This window comes from Deltaproteobacteria bacterium (assembly GCA_019308905.1).
Taxonomy (GTDB): domain Bacteria; phylum Desulfobacterota; class BSN033; order WVXP01; family WVXP01; genus JAFDHF01.
Genome location: JAFDHF010000033.1, coordinates 1 through 17052 on the forward strand (window position 1 = coordinate 1; position 17052 = coordinate 17052).

Annotated in this window: 15 protein-coding genes; 3 read left to right on the forward strand and 12 right to left on the reverse strand. The window is 55.6% G+C overall.

Translation table 11 applies throughout. From position 1 onward, the window contains the following. Both JRJ26_11690 and sfsA read right to left on the reverse strand, forming a co-directional pair. Positions 1-894: alpha-amylase (locus tag JRJ26_11690; GenBank protein ID MBW2058146.1), on the reverse strand; the 894-nt coding region annotated here is incomplete at its 3' end. Between the two features lie 37 nt (positions 895-931). Beyond that, entirely contained in the window at positions 932-2131 is a 1200-nt protein-coding gene (gene sfsA / locus JRJ26_11695) for a DNA/RNA nuclease SfsA (protein ID MBW2058147.1), read from the reverse strand. 189 nt (positions 2132-2320) lie between these two features. Between sfsA and JRJ26_11700 the strand changes: the two genes are divergently transcribed. Continuing rightward, positions 2321-3544, forward strand: a complete 1224-nt coding sequence (locus tag JRJ26_11700; GenBank protein ID MBW2058148.1) for an amidohydrolase — start codon at positions 2321-2323, stop codon at positions 3542-3544. A 48-nt stretch (positions 3545-3592) separates the two neighbouring features. Here the strand turns inward: JRJ26_11700 and JRJ26_11705 are convergent, their stop codons facing one another. The 7 genes from JRJ26_11705 to JRJ26_11735 all read right to left on the reverse strand — a co-directional run bounded on the left by JRJ26_11705 (position 3593) and on the right by JRJ26_11735 (position 10755). Beyond that, entirely contained in the window at positions 3593-4357 is a 765-nt protein-coding gene (locus JRJ26_11705; protein ID MBW2058149.1) for an amino acid ABC transporter ATP-binding protein, read from the reverse strand. Positions 4358-4439: 82 nt separating this feature from the next. Next, the gene (locus tag JRJ26_11710) at positions 4440-5102 is read right to left on the reverse strand and encodes an amino acid ABC transporter permease (protein MBW2058150.1); all 663 of its coding nucleotides are present in this window, start codon (positions 5100-5102) and stop codon (positions 4440-4442) included. Between the two features lie 45 nt (positions 5103-5147). After that, a complete protein-coding gene (locus tag JRJ26_11715; protein ID MBW2058151.1) occupies positions 5148-5810 on the reverse strand; it encodes an amino acid ABC transporter permease in 663 nt (220 codons plus the stop codon). A 328-nt stretch (positions 5811-6138) separates the two neighbouring features. Then, positions 6139-6939 (reverse strand): transporter substrate-binding domain-containing protein, encoded by an 801-nt coding sequence (locus JRJ26_11720; protein ID MBW2058152.1) that lies wholly within the window; start codon positions 6937-6939, stop codon positions 6139-6141. Positions 6940-7075: 136 nt separating this feature from the next. Next, positions 7076-8488 (reverse strand): trimethylamine methyltransferase family protein, encoded by a 1413-nt coding sequence (locus tag JRJ26_11725; GenBank protein MBW2058153.1) that lies wholly within the window; start codon positions 8486-8488, stop codon positions 7076-7078. A gap of 29 nt (positions 8489-8517) precedes the next feature. Further along, positions 8518-9513, reverse strand: a complete 996-nt coding sequence (locus JRJ26_11730) for an ornithine cyclodeaminase family protein (protein MBW2058154.1) — start codon at positions 9511-9513, stop codon at positions 8518-8520. Between the two features lie 69 nt (positions 9514-9582). Further along, positions 9583-10755, reverse strand: coding sequence for an FAD-binding oxidoreductase (locus tag JRJ26_11735; GenBank protein MBW2058155.1), 1173 nt, complete (start codon positions 10753-10755; stop codon positions 9583-9585). Between the two features lie 506 nt (positions 10756-11261). Between JRJ26_11735 and JRJ26_11740 the strand changes: the two genes are divergently transcribed. Next, positions 11262-11702, forward strand: coding sequence for a metallophosphoesterase family protein (locus JRJ26_11740; protein MBW2058156.1), 441 nt, complete (start codon positions 11262-11264; stop codon positions 11700-11702). 209 nt (positions 11703-11911) lie between these two features. Here JRJ26_11740 and JRJ26_11745 read toward each other — a convergent pair whose 3' ends face one another. From JRJ26_11745 to JRJ26_11755, 3 genes are all read right to left on the reverse strand, one after another. Beyond that, a complete protein-coding gene (locus JRJ26_11745) occupies positions 11912-12358 on the reverse strand; it encodes a PilZ domain-containing protein (GenBank protein MBW2058157.1) in 447 nt (148 codons plus the stop codon). A 14-nt stretch (positions 12359-12372) separates the two neighbouring features. Beyond that, positions 12373-14196: a protein kinase gene (locus tag JRJ26_11750; GenBank protein MBW2058158.1), complete on the reverse strand. Its 1824-nt coding sequence runs from the start codon at positions 14194-14196 to the stop codon at positions 12373-12375. Positions 14197-14277: 81 nt separating this feature from the next. Continuing rightward, positions 14278-15003 carry a hypothetical protein gene (locus JRJ26_11755; protein MBW2058159.1) on the reverse strand — a complete coding sequence of 242 codons (726 nt, stop codon included), beginning with the start codon at positions 15001-15003 and terminating at the stop codon, positions 14278-14280. Between the two features lie 454 nt (positions 15004-15457). Here JRJ26_11755 and JRJ26_11760 point away from each other — a divergent pair, with 454 nt between their 5' ends. Beyond that, positions 15458-16828, forward strand: coding sequence for an HDOD domain-containing protein (locus JRJ26_11760; GenBank protein MBW2058160.1), 1371 nt, complete (start codon positions 15458-15460; stop codon positions 16826-16828). The last annotated feature ends 224 nt before the right edge of the window (positions 16829-17052 follow it).

Consider the following 17052-nt stretch of genomic DNA (forward strand, 5'->3'; position numbering starts at 1 on the left):
GAGGCGGCTGATCTGACGGCCGTATTTTTTCGACAGTTGGTCGAGCCAGACATAGGCACTCTTGGCGATGAGGACTACCCTGGGCATCCAATCCAGGTCCTTGCTGAACCTTTCGGGCTCGTCGTAAAGGCCCGTCTCCGGCTCGAAGCGGGGCACACCGGCCGGGCCGGGGGCGGGCAAGCGAACCTTTTCTTCCTCCCTGATGAGGTCGAGTGCAAGGAGGATTCGGATCATCAGGTCACCGGAAAGGAGAGAACCCCAGTGGTCCTTGATATAGAGGAGTTGGTCCGTCAAGGACTCGGGGGCGACCCTCATGGGGACCTTGAGAATATCGGTCGCGGATTTGTTCTCCGGACCGAAAAAGGGCTGGGTCTTGAAAAAACCATCGATGGACTCCAGGATCGCCAGGTAGTCCGTATTGCTTCTCAACTCTCCATCGTCGAAAAACTCCTCAAAAGGGGAAAAAGCGGGGTTCTCATTGGATAGGGAAAGGAGGACCATCTCCTCAAGAGCAACAAGAGCATTGGGCGTTCCTGCAGTCTCTCGTTCAAGGTATTGGTCCACTGACTGCTCGCCGTGGTAGACCTCGGGGGGCGGAAAAAGCCGCACAAAGTTCGAAAGAGTGCGCTCGACCGATTCTCTTCCCAGCCTTCGAGTGAGTCTCCTCATGGCCAGCCGGAAGGCCTGGGGGTTTCTCTCCTCTCTATAGAGTCTCAGAACCGCCCGGAGGACCTCCTGGACGATCCCCACCGCATAGAGATACCCGGGTCTAAGGGCATTCTCCGGATAGACCGCGGCCCCCCTTGTCTCGTTCAATCGTCTCACCAGCAGGCGGACGACATAGATACCGGAAAAGCTGCCTTCGTCCCTTGCCGAAGAGATCAACTCATCCAACCGGTATCGGTCGCGAACCTTCCTGGATACGTGCCCTTCAAGAAGCCGGAGCTCTCCTATCGCCCTGCCCTCCTCTCGGCAGATCCCTGAGCCTCAGAGACATTTCATACCGATCCATCCGAAAATACTGAACGAGTCGGTGAAACTGCCGTGAATGGATGGGATCACCGGCCATACCAAAGAGGTGTGTCCCACAGGAACAATCACTTGAACCGAAACCTGGTATCTCCCACTCCCCTATTCCCTTCAAGGCCTGGGCGATCTCACATTCCAGGCGAAGGGAAGACCGGACCGGCAAGGCAGAATGGAATTCCGAGGCGGCCCTGAGGGCGTCTATGTGCCAATGGGGCCGCTTTCTCAGGCGGCGGTGTCTCTGGATTCTTCCAGTGAGCCCTCTCATCGCAGACCCAACGTAGATATAGAAACCCTTTGGAAAGGAGAGCCTTCCCAATCTGCCGATTTGGAGACTCCTTGCCCTGGGAAGACGCAGAATGAGGAGATAGCTGCCCCTGTCTTTCGATTCCCTCTCGACATAATCCCACGGAATATCCAGAAGCCTCGCCTTCTCGCTCATTAAAAGGTCCGTATTCCACCCCACAGAGATCGGAATAGTCTCTATTGTCTGCCGTACCGCCAGCAGAGTCCTGGAAAATGCCAGATCTGTATGGTAGTCTGGCATAAAAATTCGGGATTCCGGCCAGTGGACGACAAAAACGACGGCGCCGCGGACTCCCTGTCGACGGAGAGCTGCCAGATCCCTCAGATGCCGTGTCCCCCTTGCGGTAACGGCATCAGGAAACATGGCCACGTGGTCCCCGAAAAGGGTGCACGATTTGACCTCCAGGAAAATCCTCTCCCCGCCCATCTCAAGGAGAAAGTCGAAGCGGCTCTGTCCGACCCTCACCTCCGCGGCTTTCACACGTGCCTTCTCCAGACCCGGCACCTCTCCCCTTTCCAAAAGATAGCGGACCACGTCATTTGTCCGGTGGGTATGGAGCATCACCGGCCGTCCTTCCCTCTCCACAGCCACGACGGTGTACTCGGTCTTTCTCCGTGCTGCCGCTGCCCCTCCTTCCTTGACAAGGTAGAGACGTCGGCCGGGAAGCAACAGCTCCAGAAGTCTTCCCGAATTGGGAAGGAAGGCGGCGAAGGTCTTTTCTCCCCGTTTGCATTGCACCAGGAAACGGTTCGGCCGGCTGAGAAAGTATGCTGTCTCCGGATTTGCAAAGAGCCTCAACCCTTGCCGGATTCTCTGGTGATCTGCGTCCTCCAAGCCCCATCCTCCCGGATATCTCGATCTGTCAGCTTATCCCATCTCCGGACTTTTGTGAAGGCCCTCCCATCCCATCCGGTGAGGGAAATGGCTTTACAAGGCGACCGGTTCGTTGCATACTGAGTTGGTCCGCCGTAGGATGAGGAGGAACCGATGCAAGGCAGTGTGCCCCGACCTGACCAGGAGTGGCTTGTATCTTTCCGGAGAGATCTTCACAGGCATCCGGAGCTCTCATACCAGGAGAAACGCACCTCCGGAAAGGTCGCAGGTCTCCTCACCGAGCTGGGCTACACCGTCCGCCACGGACTCGCAGAGACGGGGGTAGTGGCCGCTCTGGGTGATTTGGACAGACCATGCCTTGCGTTCCGTGCAGACATGGATGCTCTTCCCATTCAAGAGCCTGAGACGGCGCTCAACGGTCCTTACAGATCCGTAAACCAGGGTGTCATGCATGCCTGCGGTCATGATGCTCATGTCACTATCATGCTTGGTGTGGCCAGGATTCTCGCGGAGAATCCTGAAATCCTCGATGCCTCGGGGATATGCGTCAAGTTCATCTTTCAGCCAGCCGAGGAGGGAGGGGCCGGCGCCAGGCGGATGATCGAAGACGGGGCTCTTGAGAACCCGTCTCCCAGAGCTATTCTGGCAGGACACGTCTTTCCCGAGATGGAGGTGGGATGGGCCGGGCTTTCCCAATCACTCAGCCATGCATCGGCCGACACCTTCCATATCAAACTCAGGGGCCGGGGTGGACACGGGGCTCATCCTGACCAATGCCGGGATCCGATTGTCGCGGCCTCCCATTTGGTAGGTCAGATTCAGACCATCGTGAGCAGGCGGGTCGATCCCCTGGATTCGGCCGTTATCACCGTGGGGCGGATAGCCGGAGGGAGCGCTCCCAATGTGATACCCAATGAGGTGGAGATGGACGGTACGATCCGGGCCTTCACCGAAGAGACAAGGCAGCTCCTTTGGGATCGGATCCAGGCGACTGCCAGGGCCTGTGCCCTGAGTTTCGATGTGACATGTGCAACCGAGCGTGAGCAGGGGTATCCCCCCTGTGTGAACGATACGGAAGTCGCAGGATTTCTGAAAGAGGTGTCTTCGGATCTGCTGGGCAACGACCGGGTCGAGATCCTCAGACCCTCCATGGGGGCAGAGGATTTCTCGTTCTTCACCTCCCTGGTCCCCGGAGCCATGCTCCGCCTCGGATGTGCCAACCGCGAAAAGGGGATCTGCTGGGACGAAAAGGGCAAGTCCGTCATCGGCCTGCACAGCCCGGAATTCGACATCGACGAGGGGGTCTTGACGGTCGGCGTCGGGATCTTCACGGAGGCGACTCGCAGGGCGAATCGTCTCATCTATCTCAGGGATTAGCCTCTGGGAGCGCATCGACGTGACCTTTGGCAGGAGGAGAGAATCTCTTCAGTCCATATGGAGCACCTTGGAAAGGAACTCGCGGGTCCTAGGGTTCTTAGGGTTTCTGAAGATACCTTCCGGCGTGTTTTCTTCAGCCACGACCCCCTGATCTATGAAGATAACCCGATCCGCCACGTGTCTGGCAAAGCCCATCTCATGAGTCACCACGACCATGGTCATTCCCTCTTTTGCCAATCTCTCCATCACATCCAGGACTTCCCCCACCAGTTCCGGATCCAGGGCCGAGGTGGCCTCGTCGAACATCATAATCTTGGGGTGCATGGCCAGAGCCCTCGCTATTGCGACCCTCTGCTGCTGCCCCCCCGAGAGCCTCGAGGGGTACTCGTTCTTCTTGTCTATGATACCAACCTTCTGCAGGTAGTCCTCCGCGATTGCCACGGCCTCGGCCTTGCTCTTCTTTCTCACCATTACAAGGGCCTCCGTCACATTTTCAAGAACCCTCTTGTGGGGCCACAGATTGAAAAGCTGAAAGACCATTCCTATCTCTGACCGCATACGATAGATATCTCTGGCGCGAGCACGGACGAGTCTTCCGTCTTTTGCGATCCTGTACCCGAGCAGCTCTCCATCGATATAGATTCTACCCCGATCGGGCTCTTCGAGAAAATTGAGGCACCTGAGGAATGTCGACTTCCCCGATCCACTGGCACCGATGATACAGATTACTTCCCCCTTCCTAACCTCCAGGCTGATGCCCCTCAAGACCTTGAGGGTTCCAAAGGACTTGTGGAGGTCTTCGACTCTTATCATGGGGACTTCCATCTCTTTTGCCTCCCTTTCCCCACACCTCCTCTCAGCCCAATAGAAGGGCTTCGGGAAACCACTTGATCTCCTAGTGTTCGATGCTTAGGCGCCCCTCCAGATATCGGTTCAACCGGGAGGCCGATACGGTCATGATGAGATAGAATACTCCTACGGCCGTATAGATCTCGAAAGGACGAAGAGAAGAGTTCGCCACCGAATTTCCACGTTTCATCAGTTCCCACACGCCCACAAGTGCCACCAGGGAGGAATCCTGTAGCATACTCACGAAGCTGTTTCCCACAGGAGGGACCACGATCCTCAGGGCCTGTGGAATGACAATCCGCCGCAGGTTTTGAAGCTTAGAAAACCCGAGGGAGAAAGCCGCCTCTGACTGACCCTTCTCAATGGCCTGGATTCCCGCTCTGAAGGTCTCTGCCAGGTAACCGCTGTATTTCAAGGACAGGCAAAAGACACCTGTAGAAAAAGGAGAGAAGGTATAGTCCACCAGGATCGAGAGTCCGTAGTAAAACCAGAGAAGCAGGGCGAGAAGCGGGATTCCCCGCGTCACGTCCACGTAGGCCGACGAAAGGGCCCGGATGGCGATGTTCTTGGTGAGCCTTCCCAGACTGACGACCAGACCCACGCCCATTCCGATCAACATGGACAGGGCGGTCAGCCCCAGAGAGAAGAGCGCTCCCACGGTGAAATAGTCGAGCTGCCCCCAGATGATGTCGAGGTCAAATGCGTACATCGTCTCTTATGTGTGCGAAAAACAACCCATCAAACCGTGAGCCGGTCACTGGATGATCTGTCTTCTCTTCTCCATATAGTCATTGATCTTGGAAAACGTGACGGTTGTGGCCAGGTAGAGCAGTGCCACGATAGTATACAGTTCAAATGGCCGAAAAGTGGACGCTACGGCCAACTGTCCCTGCCTCATTAGATCGGTAACGCCAATGATCGAAACCAGAGCCGAGTCCTGAAGCATTCCCACAAAGGCGCTTCCCAGGGGCGGCACTACAATGCGAATGGCCTGTGGGAGGATGATCCGCCGCATCGTCTGTGCCCTTGAAAACCCCAGGGAATAGGCCGCTTCTCTTTGGCCCGTCTTTATGGCCTCGATCCCTGCCCTGAAGATCTCCGCCAGGTACCCCGCGTACTTCAGTGTCAGGGCTGCAACCCCAGAAACAAGACCCGAGAAAGCCACACCAGTCAGAATGGGAAGCCCGTAATAGAACCAGAAAATAAGAACGAGAACAGGCATGCCCCGGGCGATTTCGATGTAGATAACGGCCGACTCCCGCAGGGCAACATGCCTCGCCATCCTCACGAAGGCCACGCCGAGTCCGACCACCATGCCCAGGATCATGGCCAGGGCAGAGACCTTGATGGTCATCAGGAGGCCCAGGAGGAGAGGCCCGATCCACCGTGAGAGTATTTCAAAGTGAAAAATGTACACGGCTGTTCTTGGCTCTTCCTTTTAGTCGCGGTCCTGTTTACGTCAAACCCCCGTGGAGAGAGAAATCGGTTTCCCCTTGGGTCGGTTTCACCGGAGGACGGGCCCTTCGGTGAAACCGACCCAAAGCCCCCGGGCAACTCTAATCACAGGTTGTGGAGAGTTTCCTGGGTTTTCGACCGGGGATTCTTGGAACCGCTTAACTCTACGGTCATCTCTCTTTCCGACAGGGCGCCGCCCCTTCCCCACGAACACGAACCGCGATCACGACCCCTCCCCTTCGGCAATCTCCCTCGGGGAAAGGGCGTTGCCCGAAAACCCGGAAACTCCACTAATCATAAGTTCCCTTGACAATCCACTTGTCGATCAGTTGTTGGAGCGTTCCGTTATCCCATTGATACTGGATCCAATTGTCAAGCCAGTTCAAGAAGATCTGGTCCCCCTTTCTCAATCCCATCGCAGAAGGTTCGTGGCTGAGAGGATTCTTCTCGAAAATGATCTTGAGCTTCTCAGGATGTTCCCTGATGTAGTTGTAGGCAAAGACATTCTCCACTACGATCATGTCCGCTCGGCCGGCCTCCACCTCAAGGACCGCAGGATTCTGCTGCATGGGTTTGATGGTAGCCCTGGGAAAGAACCTCCTCGCCGCAACCTCGGCAATCCCCCCCATGAGGCATGTAATGACCACGCCCTCCCTGTTGAATTCCTCCACCGTGCTCCTGGTGTCCTCTTTCCTCACCAGGGCCATGTTCGCATAGTCCTCCAGGTTCTTGGAGGTAAAGGCTATGGAAAGGTTACGCTTCGGGGTACGGCTCATGGAGCCGATAATCACATCGTACTTCTTAGCCAGGAGCCCGGCGATAATAGCATCCCACTCCATGTCGACGATTTCGAGTTTGACCCCCAGGTCCTTGGCCAGCAGTCTTGCAATCTCCACCTCCAGGCCCTTTGGTTCATGGGTTTTCGGATCGCGGAACTCCGTGGGCGGGTACTGGAGAAACATCCCCACCTTGATGACCCCCCTCTTCTGGATCTCGTCGAGCAGGGAGACCGGTGGACGGGCCAACACGCCGGCCACACCGACCATCAGGAAGACCGATAGCACTCCGAGAACAAGAACCGTCTTTTTCATCGATTCATCCCTCCTTTTCTTCTTCGAGTTGCTCGTCGCACAAAATCTCGCTTTGTTCACCTCCTTTCACGATATACTGCCATAAGTATTTAACATAACAGCAAAGGCAATATCTCAGACTCGATCCGCATCTCCACTATCCACCGATGATCGCTTCCAGTCTCGACTCGACGCCCTTGGGCAAGGGGGGGGGCACATAACTACCCAGGGCCTTCTTCAAGGCCTCCCTGGCCCTCTTGCGCATCCCTGTAGACTCGGGGTCTTCCCCCCGCACGACAGATCCCCGGTCAGTTATCTCCGGTATCCACATCTCTTCTCTGAAATGCTCCATGGTATGGTCCCTGTCCAGGAAGTTTCCTCCAGGCCCCACTTCTCTGAAGATGGAGAGATCCGTGGTCTCATCGTCCACAAGGATTCCGGCAACGACCCGCCTTACGTAGCCGGCCACCTCATGATCCAACATCAGGGATTCCAGGCTCACGGTATTTTCCTCGGCGAGAATTCCCATTCCCAATATCATATTGGTTCCCGCAAGTGCCGGCAGCAAAGCGGTTCCGATCTTTTCCATTCCCAGTTGGGCATCGATAGACTTTGAGTCTGCCAGTATGCCCCCTCCGCCTGAGGGCAGCCGGTAGAACCTGGCCAACTGAGTCGTACCGACTCTAAGCAGTCCAAATTCAGGACCCCCATGAGAAACGGCGGCCGACCTCATATCCATGATTCTGGCCCAACTGGCATAGACCAGTGGTACCCCGGGGTTGACCGCCTTGGCCAGGACGAAGCTGTTGAGAAGCTCTGCATTTGCACAAATGAGGGTGGCTGCCAGGGTAGCAGGAGCAGTCCCCCCGCACATGGGCCCAGCCTCGATGAACAGAGGCAACCCGGCACGGGCGCCCTCAATGATCAGTTCTGCAGCATCGGGCCGCAGGGTCAGGGGGCTGGTCAGGCAGACCAAAACGGAAAAGAAGGGGCGTTCCTGCAGAGCCTCCGGGCTTCCCCCCACCTCCTCAGCCATTGCTATGATCCTGTTGAGATTCTCCTTCCCCTTGGCCTGGGCAATAATATGTTTTCTCGTATGAGTGAGCCCGATCTTGAATTCGTAGAGGTCACTCACCTCTGTGGGTACGTCCTTGGGGGTGGCCGGTGTGAGGATAAACTCCGGAGGGTCGAGAACATCTGCAAGGCGAAACATATCCTCAAGATCCGGGGACAGGACTGCCCTATGCACACCGGTCTCCATGTCCAGTACGTTTGTGGCGAATCCAACCGTACCGAAGTAGGATCGCATGCCTCCTACAGTGAGCGGAGAGGCGCCGTTTCTGCCGTACAATCGTATGCTGGGGGAACACTTGCTCAGGGCATCGTCGATCAGGTAGCTCGGCAGTCTTACCCTTTGCCGATTGAAATCCACCTTTGCCCCGGCCCTTCTGTACACCTCGAGGGCCTCCTCATGATGGACAGAAACCCCCACGTCCTCCAGGAGCTCTCGTGATGCACGGTCGATTTCAGACAGTTCCTGATCATTCAAAACCCGGACACTCGGAACCATTTCAACCCTCCATGGAAAACCCGATTTTTTCAGTTCAGCTCTATCTGGTGGCCGATTCCACGATCCGATGCGTTCTGGTAAATCCTCTTGGCCACGGCTACATCCAAGGCAGAAAGTCCCACGCTTTCAAATAGGGTGATTTCGTCTTCCCTTTCCCTTGCCGGCCTTTGACCTGCGAGAACCTCCCCCATCTCCGCGTGGATCACCCCGGCAGCAACGACCCCTTTCCTTATGGGAACTATCAGATCGCCCGTCATCTCAAGGGCCTCCTCCCGCACGTCGGTAACAATCTTGTCTGCCTTCATTACGGTCTTTTCGTCGATCTCCTGCATCTCCGGAGTAAAAGAGCCCACGGCGTTGACGTGGACACCCGGCGAGATCCATTCCCCATCAAATACCGGGGTCGTCGATGTTGTCACCGTGACGATAATATCTCTCCCTCTCACGGCCTGCTCAGGAGATTCTGCATGCGTGACCCTGACGTGGAAGCGAGAAAGGAAGGATTCCATCTCCCTGGCAAACCCTCTGGCCTTGTCCTTGTCGACGTCGAAAACGAGGATTTCACGAATGCCGGGTCTCACCTCGCAGATCGCCTCGAGCTGCCATGCCGCCTGGTATCCTGTGCCGATCAGCCCCGCAGACTCGCTCCCCCCTCTGGCCAAGACCTCTGTCGCCGCACCTGTGGCGGCCCCTGTCTTGATGGCGGTGGGAAGGTTGCCATCCATGATGGCCATTGGTCTGCCTGTGCTGCCGTCCTGGAGGACGATCATGGCACTTACCAGGGGTAGGCCCTGCCTTGGGTTGTCGAAAAAAACCGAGACCAGCTTCGCTCCGAAAACACCCATCTTCGTGAGAGAGGACGGCAGCACCTGAGAGATCCCCCTAGTCTCGGCCAGATGAATGGTCGTTCGCTTCGGAACGCTGGCCTCCCCGGTAAAGCATGCCAGATAGGCCGCCTTGACCGCTTCGATCGCCTCCCTCATGGATATTGTTCTCTGGATCTCTCTCCGGGTCAGGACCAACACCGTTACTCTCTCCCCGAGATAGGGACCATGTGAAACACCGGTCCTGTTTGTGTATTTTCCGCGATCTCCCTAGACCACTTCCTCTTCCACCACCAGTTTTCCCGTCTCTACCCGTTCGTATGCCAGAGGGCTCAAATCGATGGTTTCATACCGTCCCAAACGGATAAGCTCGGACAGACCCTTACCCACGGCCGGGGCCTGTTGAAATCCGTGCCCACTGAACCCGACTGCCATGTAGAAACCCTCAAGCTCGGTGTGGGGGCCCAACAGGGCGTTACTGTCGAGTCTGTTTACTGCATAGAGCCCGGCCCAGCCCCTAATCAGCTTCAGCCGGTCAAAAACAGGAACCCGCTCGGCCAAAATGGGCCACAGCTCTTCGGTGAAAAAGGATCTCTCCACCTTGAAATTGAAGCCTGAAGGCTCGTCCAAGATCGATTTGCCAGTCATGATGATCCTGCCCGTCTCATGGCGAAAATAGAGGCCCGTGACATCGATGACCAGGGGGAGGTCATAGTCGAAGACCTCGCCTGGCTGAAAGACAAAAACCATTCTCCGAACAGGTTCAACAGGCAATCCGATTCCTGCCATGCGGCCGATTTCCGCGGCCCACGGACCGGCGGTGTTGACGACCAAGCCTCCCGTATACGTGTCTCCTCCCCGTGTTCTTACTCCAGTGACCCGGTTGCCCTCTCTGAGGATTTCTGTAACCTCGGCTTCTATGTATCTAGCCCCGAGGCTCTTTGCCTTCTTTGCAAAACCCTGAAGAACACCGTAGGGATCGAGATACCCGTCTCCGGGGCTGAAGGAGCCGCCCACCAACCCACTCACGTCGAGATGGGGCACGATCTTGCGGAGTTCCTCAGGCGAGAGAAGCTCCACCTTTACTCCAAGCCTGATCTGGAACTCGTGGTTTCGCTTCATGAGGGGCCAGTTCTTCTCATTGGCGAGAAAGAGGTAGCCCGACTGTTTGAACTCCCCGTGGGCGGCCTCCCCGTCGACTGCCATGGTCTTGTCGAATGCCTCATAGAACCGCACTCCGTACTGTGAGATCCGGATATTCACCTCTGTGCTGAACTGACGCCGGATACCGCCCGCACTTAAGGTCGTGGAGGAGAACTCATAGGTGGGATCCTTCTCAAAGACCGCCACAGTACCATCGAATCGGTCGTTCATCAAGTGATAGGCGAGGCTCGAACCCATGACTCCTCCGCCTATGATCAACACATCGTAGCTCACTCCCACCCCCAGCCTCCCAGCCGGCCAAGACCAGAGCGACGCATCCGCCCCTCCGCCTTCTTCTTCCAGCCCCTTCTTCTTGATAGAAGCGGACAACAGGTCCTATATATTAAAAGGAGCCGGTTGCCATGTCAAGAAGAAAACCTCTGGAGTTTCCTGACCTTCTGGTCAAAGCTTCTAACAACTCGTTAGGTTTACGGCTTTCTCTTCCACAGGGGACAAAACTCCCTCACTTCGCTCTTGTCCTCCCGGGGCGGCCCTGTCGGGGTCCGTGGATTGGCAATCCTCTTCCCCCTGCCACTCACCATCGAGGGCCGACCAACAGCTTCCGTGATGTCGGTCTGGTACAGGAGTTTTCCTGAGAATCGGGGGACTCCCGGGGATTCTCTCGTTGACACACGCCTTTTTCCCGTGCTAAGTAAAATATATGCAGGCGGCCTGTCATCCAGAAGGGACAGCCTGCCGCTGCCTCCAACGAGAGAGCTCGTTCACCGAGGCCAGGGGAGACGGTTATGGAGAGGATAGGCGTAATCTCGGACACCCACCTCACCGTCCCGGACGAGACCCTCAAGAGGATAGTCCGTGTCTACTTCTCCCAGGTGGATCTGATCGTTCATCTGGGTGACTATGTCGACTACAGGGTGGCCGCATATTTGATGGAGCAAGGAGAGTTTATGGGAGTCGCAGGCAACATGGATCCTCCTGAGGTCAGGGACACCCTCCCGGTCAAACAGGTCTTGAAGCTGGGCAGACTGACGGTGGGTCTTATTCACGGATGGGGACCTCCCCACGGGCTGGAAGAGAAGATCCTGAGGGAATTCGGCGAGGTCGACGCCATTCTCTACGGCCATACCCACAAGGCAGTCAACCATGAGAAGGAGGGAGTCCTTTTTTTTAATCCTGGATCGGCTCATCAATCGTTCATGGGAAAACCCAGTATCGGAATTCTCTAGGTGGGTGCCGAGATCAAAGGGGAGATAATCCGCGTGGGGTCTGAAAGGTAGTTCTTGATCCTTTAGATCAATAATATTGCATGGAAAACTACTTGTTGAATGTTTACGAGAATTGATTCTATGTTTTCAGACCAGAGGGGGGGAACCCTCTACAGGGCGGATCAATTGAGCGAAATCCTTATGCTTTCGCGGAGTTTCACCTCGCCGATTCACACGATGGAGTCGATGAACTCGTGCCACCCCTTCCAATCCCTGTCGTCCATTTCGACGAGGAAGATCCCGGCTGAGAAGGGCTTAGGAGAAAACCAAGATCGTGTGTCCTCTTGCCAGATCACCCTGCCGGTGGCGCGGATCCGCTCGTTCGTCGTGGGGAGCTCAATTGCCAGGGAGAGTCTCCTGTCGGGTTCCATGGCTCTCGCAAAGATGTCAACCCCGTCCACGATCAGCACGTGAGTCTGGAGACAGATCCCCTGTCTGGAGAAATCCCTCGTTTCGCCGGTTAGCAGCCGGGATAGCTCTGCTCCCTTCACGTCGACAAGGCGATAGAAGACCGGAACAGCCCCTTTGATGCGAAAGAACCGCCTCCGCTCTACGTCGCGGTATGCCAGGTCGAGCCGCGCTCCAGCCCTTTGATTGATGTCTGCCACGTTCCTCATAAGCCCTGCCCGTTTCACCGTTTCTTGAGTTTCTTTAGGAAAGCCATGGTTCGTCTGTTTTTTGGATCAAACTTCAGGACCTCCTTGAAGGCTCTGAGGGCCTTTGCCTTCTCCCCCATTTTGAAGTAACTCAGTCCGAGGTTGAAATAGGCGTCCTTTAGGTAGCCAGGTTTCAATCTTACCACGTTCTCGAACTCCTCTGCTGCCAAAAGATACGCTTTCTTCCTGAAATAGAGATAGCCAAGGTTGAAGTGACTGTCAGGGAAGTCTGGATTGGCTTCGATCGACTTTTGGTAACTCAGGCCGGCTTCCCGGTACCTTTCCATCCTTGTGAGGAGACGTCCCATCTCAAAGTGGGCTTTGAAGTTGTGTGGATCCATCTGGCAGGCCCTGCGATAGTCCTCCAGGGCGGCCGAGGGCGACTCTTCTCTATTCTTTTCGGCCCGGGCCAGAAAGGCCCTGGAGAAGAGCGCGTTGTACTGCTTTGCGAATAAAGGGTCGATTGAACAGACCTGATCAAACCTGGCAATGGCCCCTTCATAGTCTCCCCGGGTCAAAAGGGTGGAGGCTTCATTGATGGCATTCTGGAGAAGTGAAGTTTTCTGGTCAACTGCCACAGAGACGGAAGACTCCCCACGGATCTTTTCGTCTTTCCCGCCCAGCATATCATGGAGGGGGGAGAGGGTCAGCAGGGTATACGCTGCCAGTGACAGGACCCCGATTTCTCCGGCTCTGAGGAGATTCCTGGCAACTCCACCGGTAAGGATCCTGCCGAGTCTCCCGGCCATCATCCCATGGACCGGCTGGTCCCCCCCTATCTGCTCGGTTATACGTTGCTTTTCGTATGTTCTTACCAGCCCAGCCTCTTTCTGGATCTCCGCTTCCTCCTTCCTGATCTCTTCTCTGAACAGCTCCCTCATGTACTTCCTCAGGTCCGAGGGGCCGAGATAGGCTCGCTTGCTGTCCAGATAGCCGGTGAGGGCATGGCAGAACTCTTCCGCATCCTGGTACCGATCCTCCGGATTCCTCTGGAGGGCCTTGAGGACGATTTTGTCCAACTCTTCTGGTATGGTCTTTTTCTCGCTTGAAGGGGGCGCAATCTGGCAGGATCTCACCTTTTCGATCATCTCGAATTCAGAGGTCCCCTGGAAAAGCCTTTGCCCGGTGAGCAGCTCGTGGAGAACGACACCGAGAGAGAAGATATCCGACCTGCCGTCCACCTTCCCTCCCGTTACCTGTTCCGGAGACATATAGGGAATCTTACCTTTCAGTATCCCTGATTTTGTCTCCGAGCTGTGGACCGCCGCCTTGGCGATTCCAAAATCGACGAGTTTCACTTCTCCTTCATAGGAGACCAGGATGTTGGGAGGGCTTATGTCCCGATGGACTATTCCGAGGGTCTTGTTGTCCGGCCCCTTCTTGCGATGAGCATAGTCGAGCCCCATGCTTGCCCTGCTGACTGCATAGATCGCCAGATCCGGTGGAAAGGGATTCTCTTTGATCTTCTCCTGTATCCCTTGGATGCTCATCCCGGAAACATACTCCATGGCGAGAAAGTAGGAGTCTTGAAATTTTCCAAAATCGAAGATCTGGACGATATTCTCGTGGCTCAGCTGGGCCGCGATTTTGGCTTCCTTTACGAACATGCTGACAAAATCGCCGTCCTTGGACAGATGTGGGAGAATCCTCTTGACAGCCAGAATCTTCTCGAATCCCTCAACCCCTGACCGGCGCCTCGCTCGAAACAGTTCGGCCATACCCCCACAGGCAATCCTCTTTGTCAGATAATACTCCCCGTATGCTTGGATGGACTGGAAATCTGTTCCCTTTGACGCCATTGAATGGCTTCCCTTTGAACCTCTTTTCCTTCCATTGCCATGGCCGGGCCCGTGAAGGTCCCGGGGCCCAGTCGTAGCCTCCTATTTCGGCCCTATCGGCTCCAGATCCAGAGTCTCCTGCCGTTTTGCTTTGATCTTCCTTCTCTTGGGAGGATTCCGGGGTTTTCTGCCGGCCTCTCTCCGGTTGAGCACCTTCTCAAGATCTGCCAACATCAGGGGTACCACCTCCTGGAGACATCTACCAACCTGTCTTGCCATGAGATACCCTGATCTGGTGACGGGCTTGAGTTTCACCGTATTTTGTCGGTCATATTGTTTCTCAAAGAGGATCTTTCGAGGACTCCTTTGAACCAGCCTTACAGAGAAGGCTACGCGTCCGTCGATGACGCGAGTCACCAGGCCCGCTCTCTGCATGCTCCCGGAAAAGGCCCCGAGAAGCACTTCGAGAACGAGGTCGCTCCTTTCGTCCTCTCTGCTCAACTTTCGGAAGAGGAAGGAAAGAGCCAGTTCTCGGTAGAGGATGCGTTCCAGAGTCTCCTGAACCGGATACAACCAGAACTCGTCATCCGTTGCCTTCATGGGGGCACCCCGGGAGTCGGTCTCGGCCTTGGTTTGGGGACCGGGGATCACCTTTACCAGGAGTGTACGGTCGTCCTGACTTTTTGCTCTATATCCCGAGTATCTGTACAGGCGGTAGTCATTCACCATGTTGTAACGGTTTTCTGCCCGGGCGTCTGGGAAGAAACCCAGGCACCACGTCACAACAGCGAATACGGTCAGGATCCTTGTTCCGTATCGTTTCGCCATTCTGTCACCCCCGGGAAGAAGTGGAAGCCATGGAGCGTCAAAATCCATACAGAAAGGACGATCTGGAACCTGCCGGGCCAGAGACCAACGGTCGCGACCTGCAAAGGCCCAAGTGCGACGCCTCTCTCACGAAAGGCGTCAGACGAATCTCCGATCGATCCTCCTGAGCATCACTTCCAGTCTCTTCAAGAATTCCTTCACCCTCTCATCCTTGTCAGAGAGCCGCTTGTATTGTCTCTTCTTTCGAGACTCCTGGCCTTGCTCGAGCATCTCTTCAACTCCGGACAGGTCTGTTTTTTAGAACTGGGGACCTCATCGATTATCTTGAACCGGGATCTATGCATCTTTCATACCAGGTCTGGTCAAGCGGCGGCCCGGACACAGTCGACTGCCATGGACTCTGGCCCGATATTTGCTTAACGGATGTCAGCCCAAAGGGGAGATGACCAGCCCGATGAAGCAGATTGGAAAAAGCAGAAAAGCCTTTGTCGAAAAGATGGGGACAGTAACCATCAACATGGAGGAGTATGAGCACGCCGGGGCTGACACTGACGTTCTGAAAATGGTGATAGACAAGATCGAAGATCTGCCGCCCCTGCCTTTGATTGTGCACAAGATCTTGAACGTGACGCAGGATGAGAACTCAGACACAGGCGAACTGGCCAAGGTCATCTCAAATGATCAGGCTCTGACGGCCAAGGTCTTGAGAATCGTCAACTCCCCGCTTTATCATGTCTCGACGTTGGTGACCTCCATCTCTCATGCGGTAACCCTGCTCGGATTCCGGGCTATTAGAAATCTTTCCATGGGCCTTTCGACGATAGAAACCTTTGGACAGTTGGAGGAAAACCCCTTTCTGCCGAGACAGAGATTCTGGGAACACTCCCTCGCATGTGCTCACTGTTGCAAGGCCATAGCCGATAGGATTCGCCACAGGTTTCCTGACGAGGCCTTTGTGGGGGGGCTGCTCCATGATATCGGGAGAATGGTTTTCGACCAGTTCTTTCCCGGCTCCTTCACCGTCGCCCTGCAGGAGGCCTATGCCAGTAGGAAACCCCTCTTGGAACTGGAAACAGAAGAGATCGGCATCTCTCACACCTTGGTGGGGAAACTGCTCCTCCAAAAATGGAATCTGCCCCCCTCCCTGGCAGATGCCGTGGCCAACCATCATAACCCTTCCCTGAAGGAGGGAGCCGATCCTTCCAGGGCCGATGTCTCCCTTATCATCATGGTGGCGGACATCCTGACGAAAATCGCATGTATCGGGTCCGGAGGTGACAGCTATGTCCATATCCCTGGGCACGAGATCTGGAAGTCGATAGGCCTGGAGGAAGGGGACTACCTGCCGATTCTCTTCAATCTCTCTGAACAGGTCGAAGAGATCAAGGGGTTCTTTGGGATAAAGGAGGTTTCCTCTTCTTCTCAACCCTCCCCTCGGATCGGAGAAGAGGGAAAGCCTCCGAGGCTCGCCTTCTACTGGGAGAACAACGGTGAGTCCCCCGTGCCGGTGAGGCTCATGCTGCAACGCTTCTTCACGGTCAAGTCCTTTCCAATAGACGACGACATCAGGGGGAGTATCGAAGGCTTCAGCCCGCACATCCTGTTTGTCGACCTCTCCTTCGAAAAGAGCACTCAGGGGATCTCGGAGGCGGTCAAGGCCTACCGGAGTGCAACAAAGGGGCCGGTCGTCTTTCTGCTTTCCAAGAAGATCTCCCAGGAAACAAGGGAGAGATCGGCCAAGATCGGAATCTACTTCCTTTCAACCCCCTTCTCCCCCCAAGAGGTGTCAGACTGCCTTTGCCAGGTGGACCTTAACAACCAATAGAGGGACGTCGAGGCGCTTTCCGGTCCCTATCAGTCTCTCTCCCATGGGAACCTGACAGCAACCCTGCCGGCAGACCACCCGTTCAAACCGCGTCTTACCGGGATCAATAAAAGGGCAGACCCGCAGGTCCAGTCGATTCGCGGGTTACAGAAACCTCCGGAGGGTCGCAACCCCCGATGGATTTGTGTTATCATGCATTTAAACCTCGATCGATTCCAAAGAAG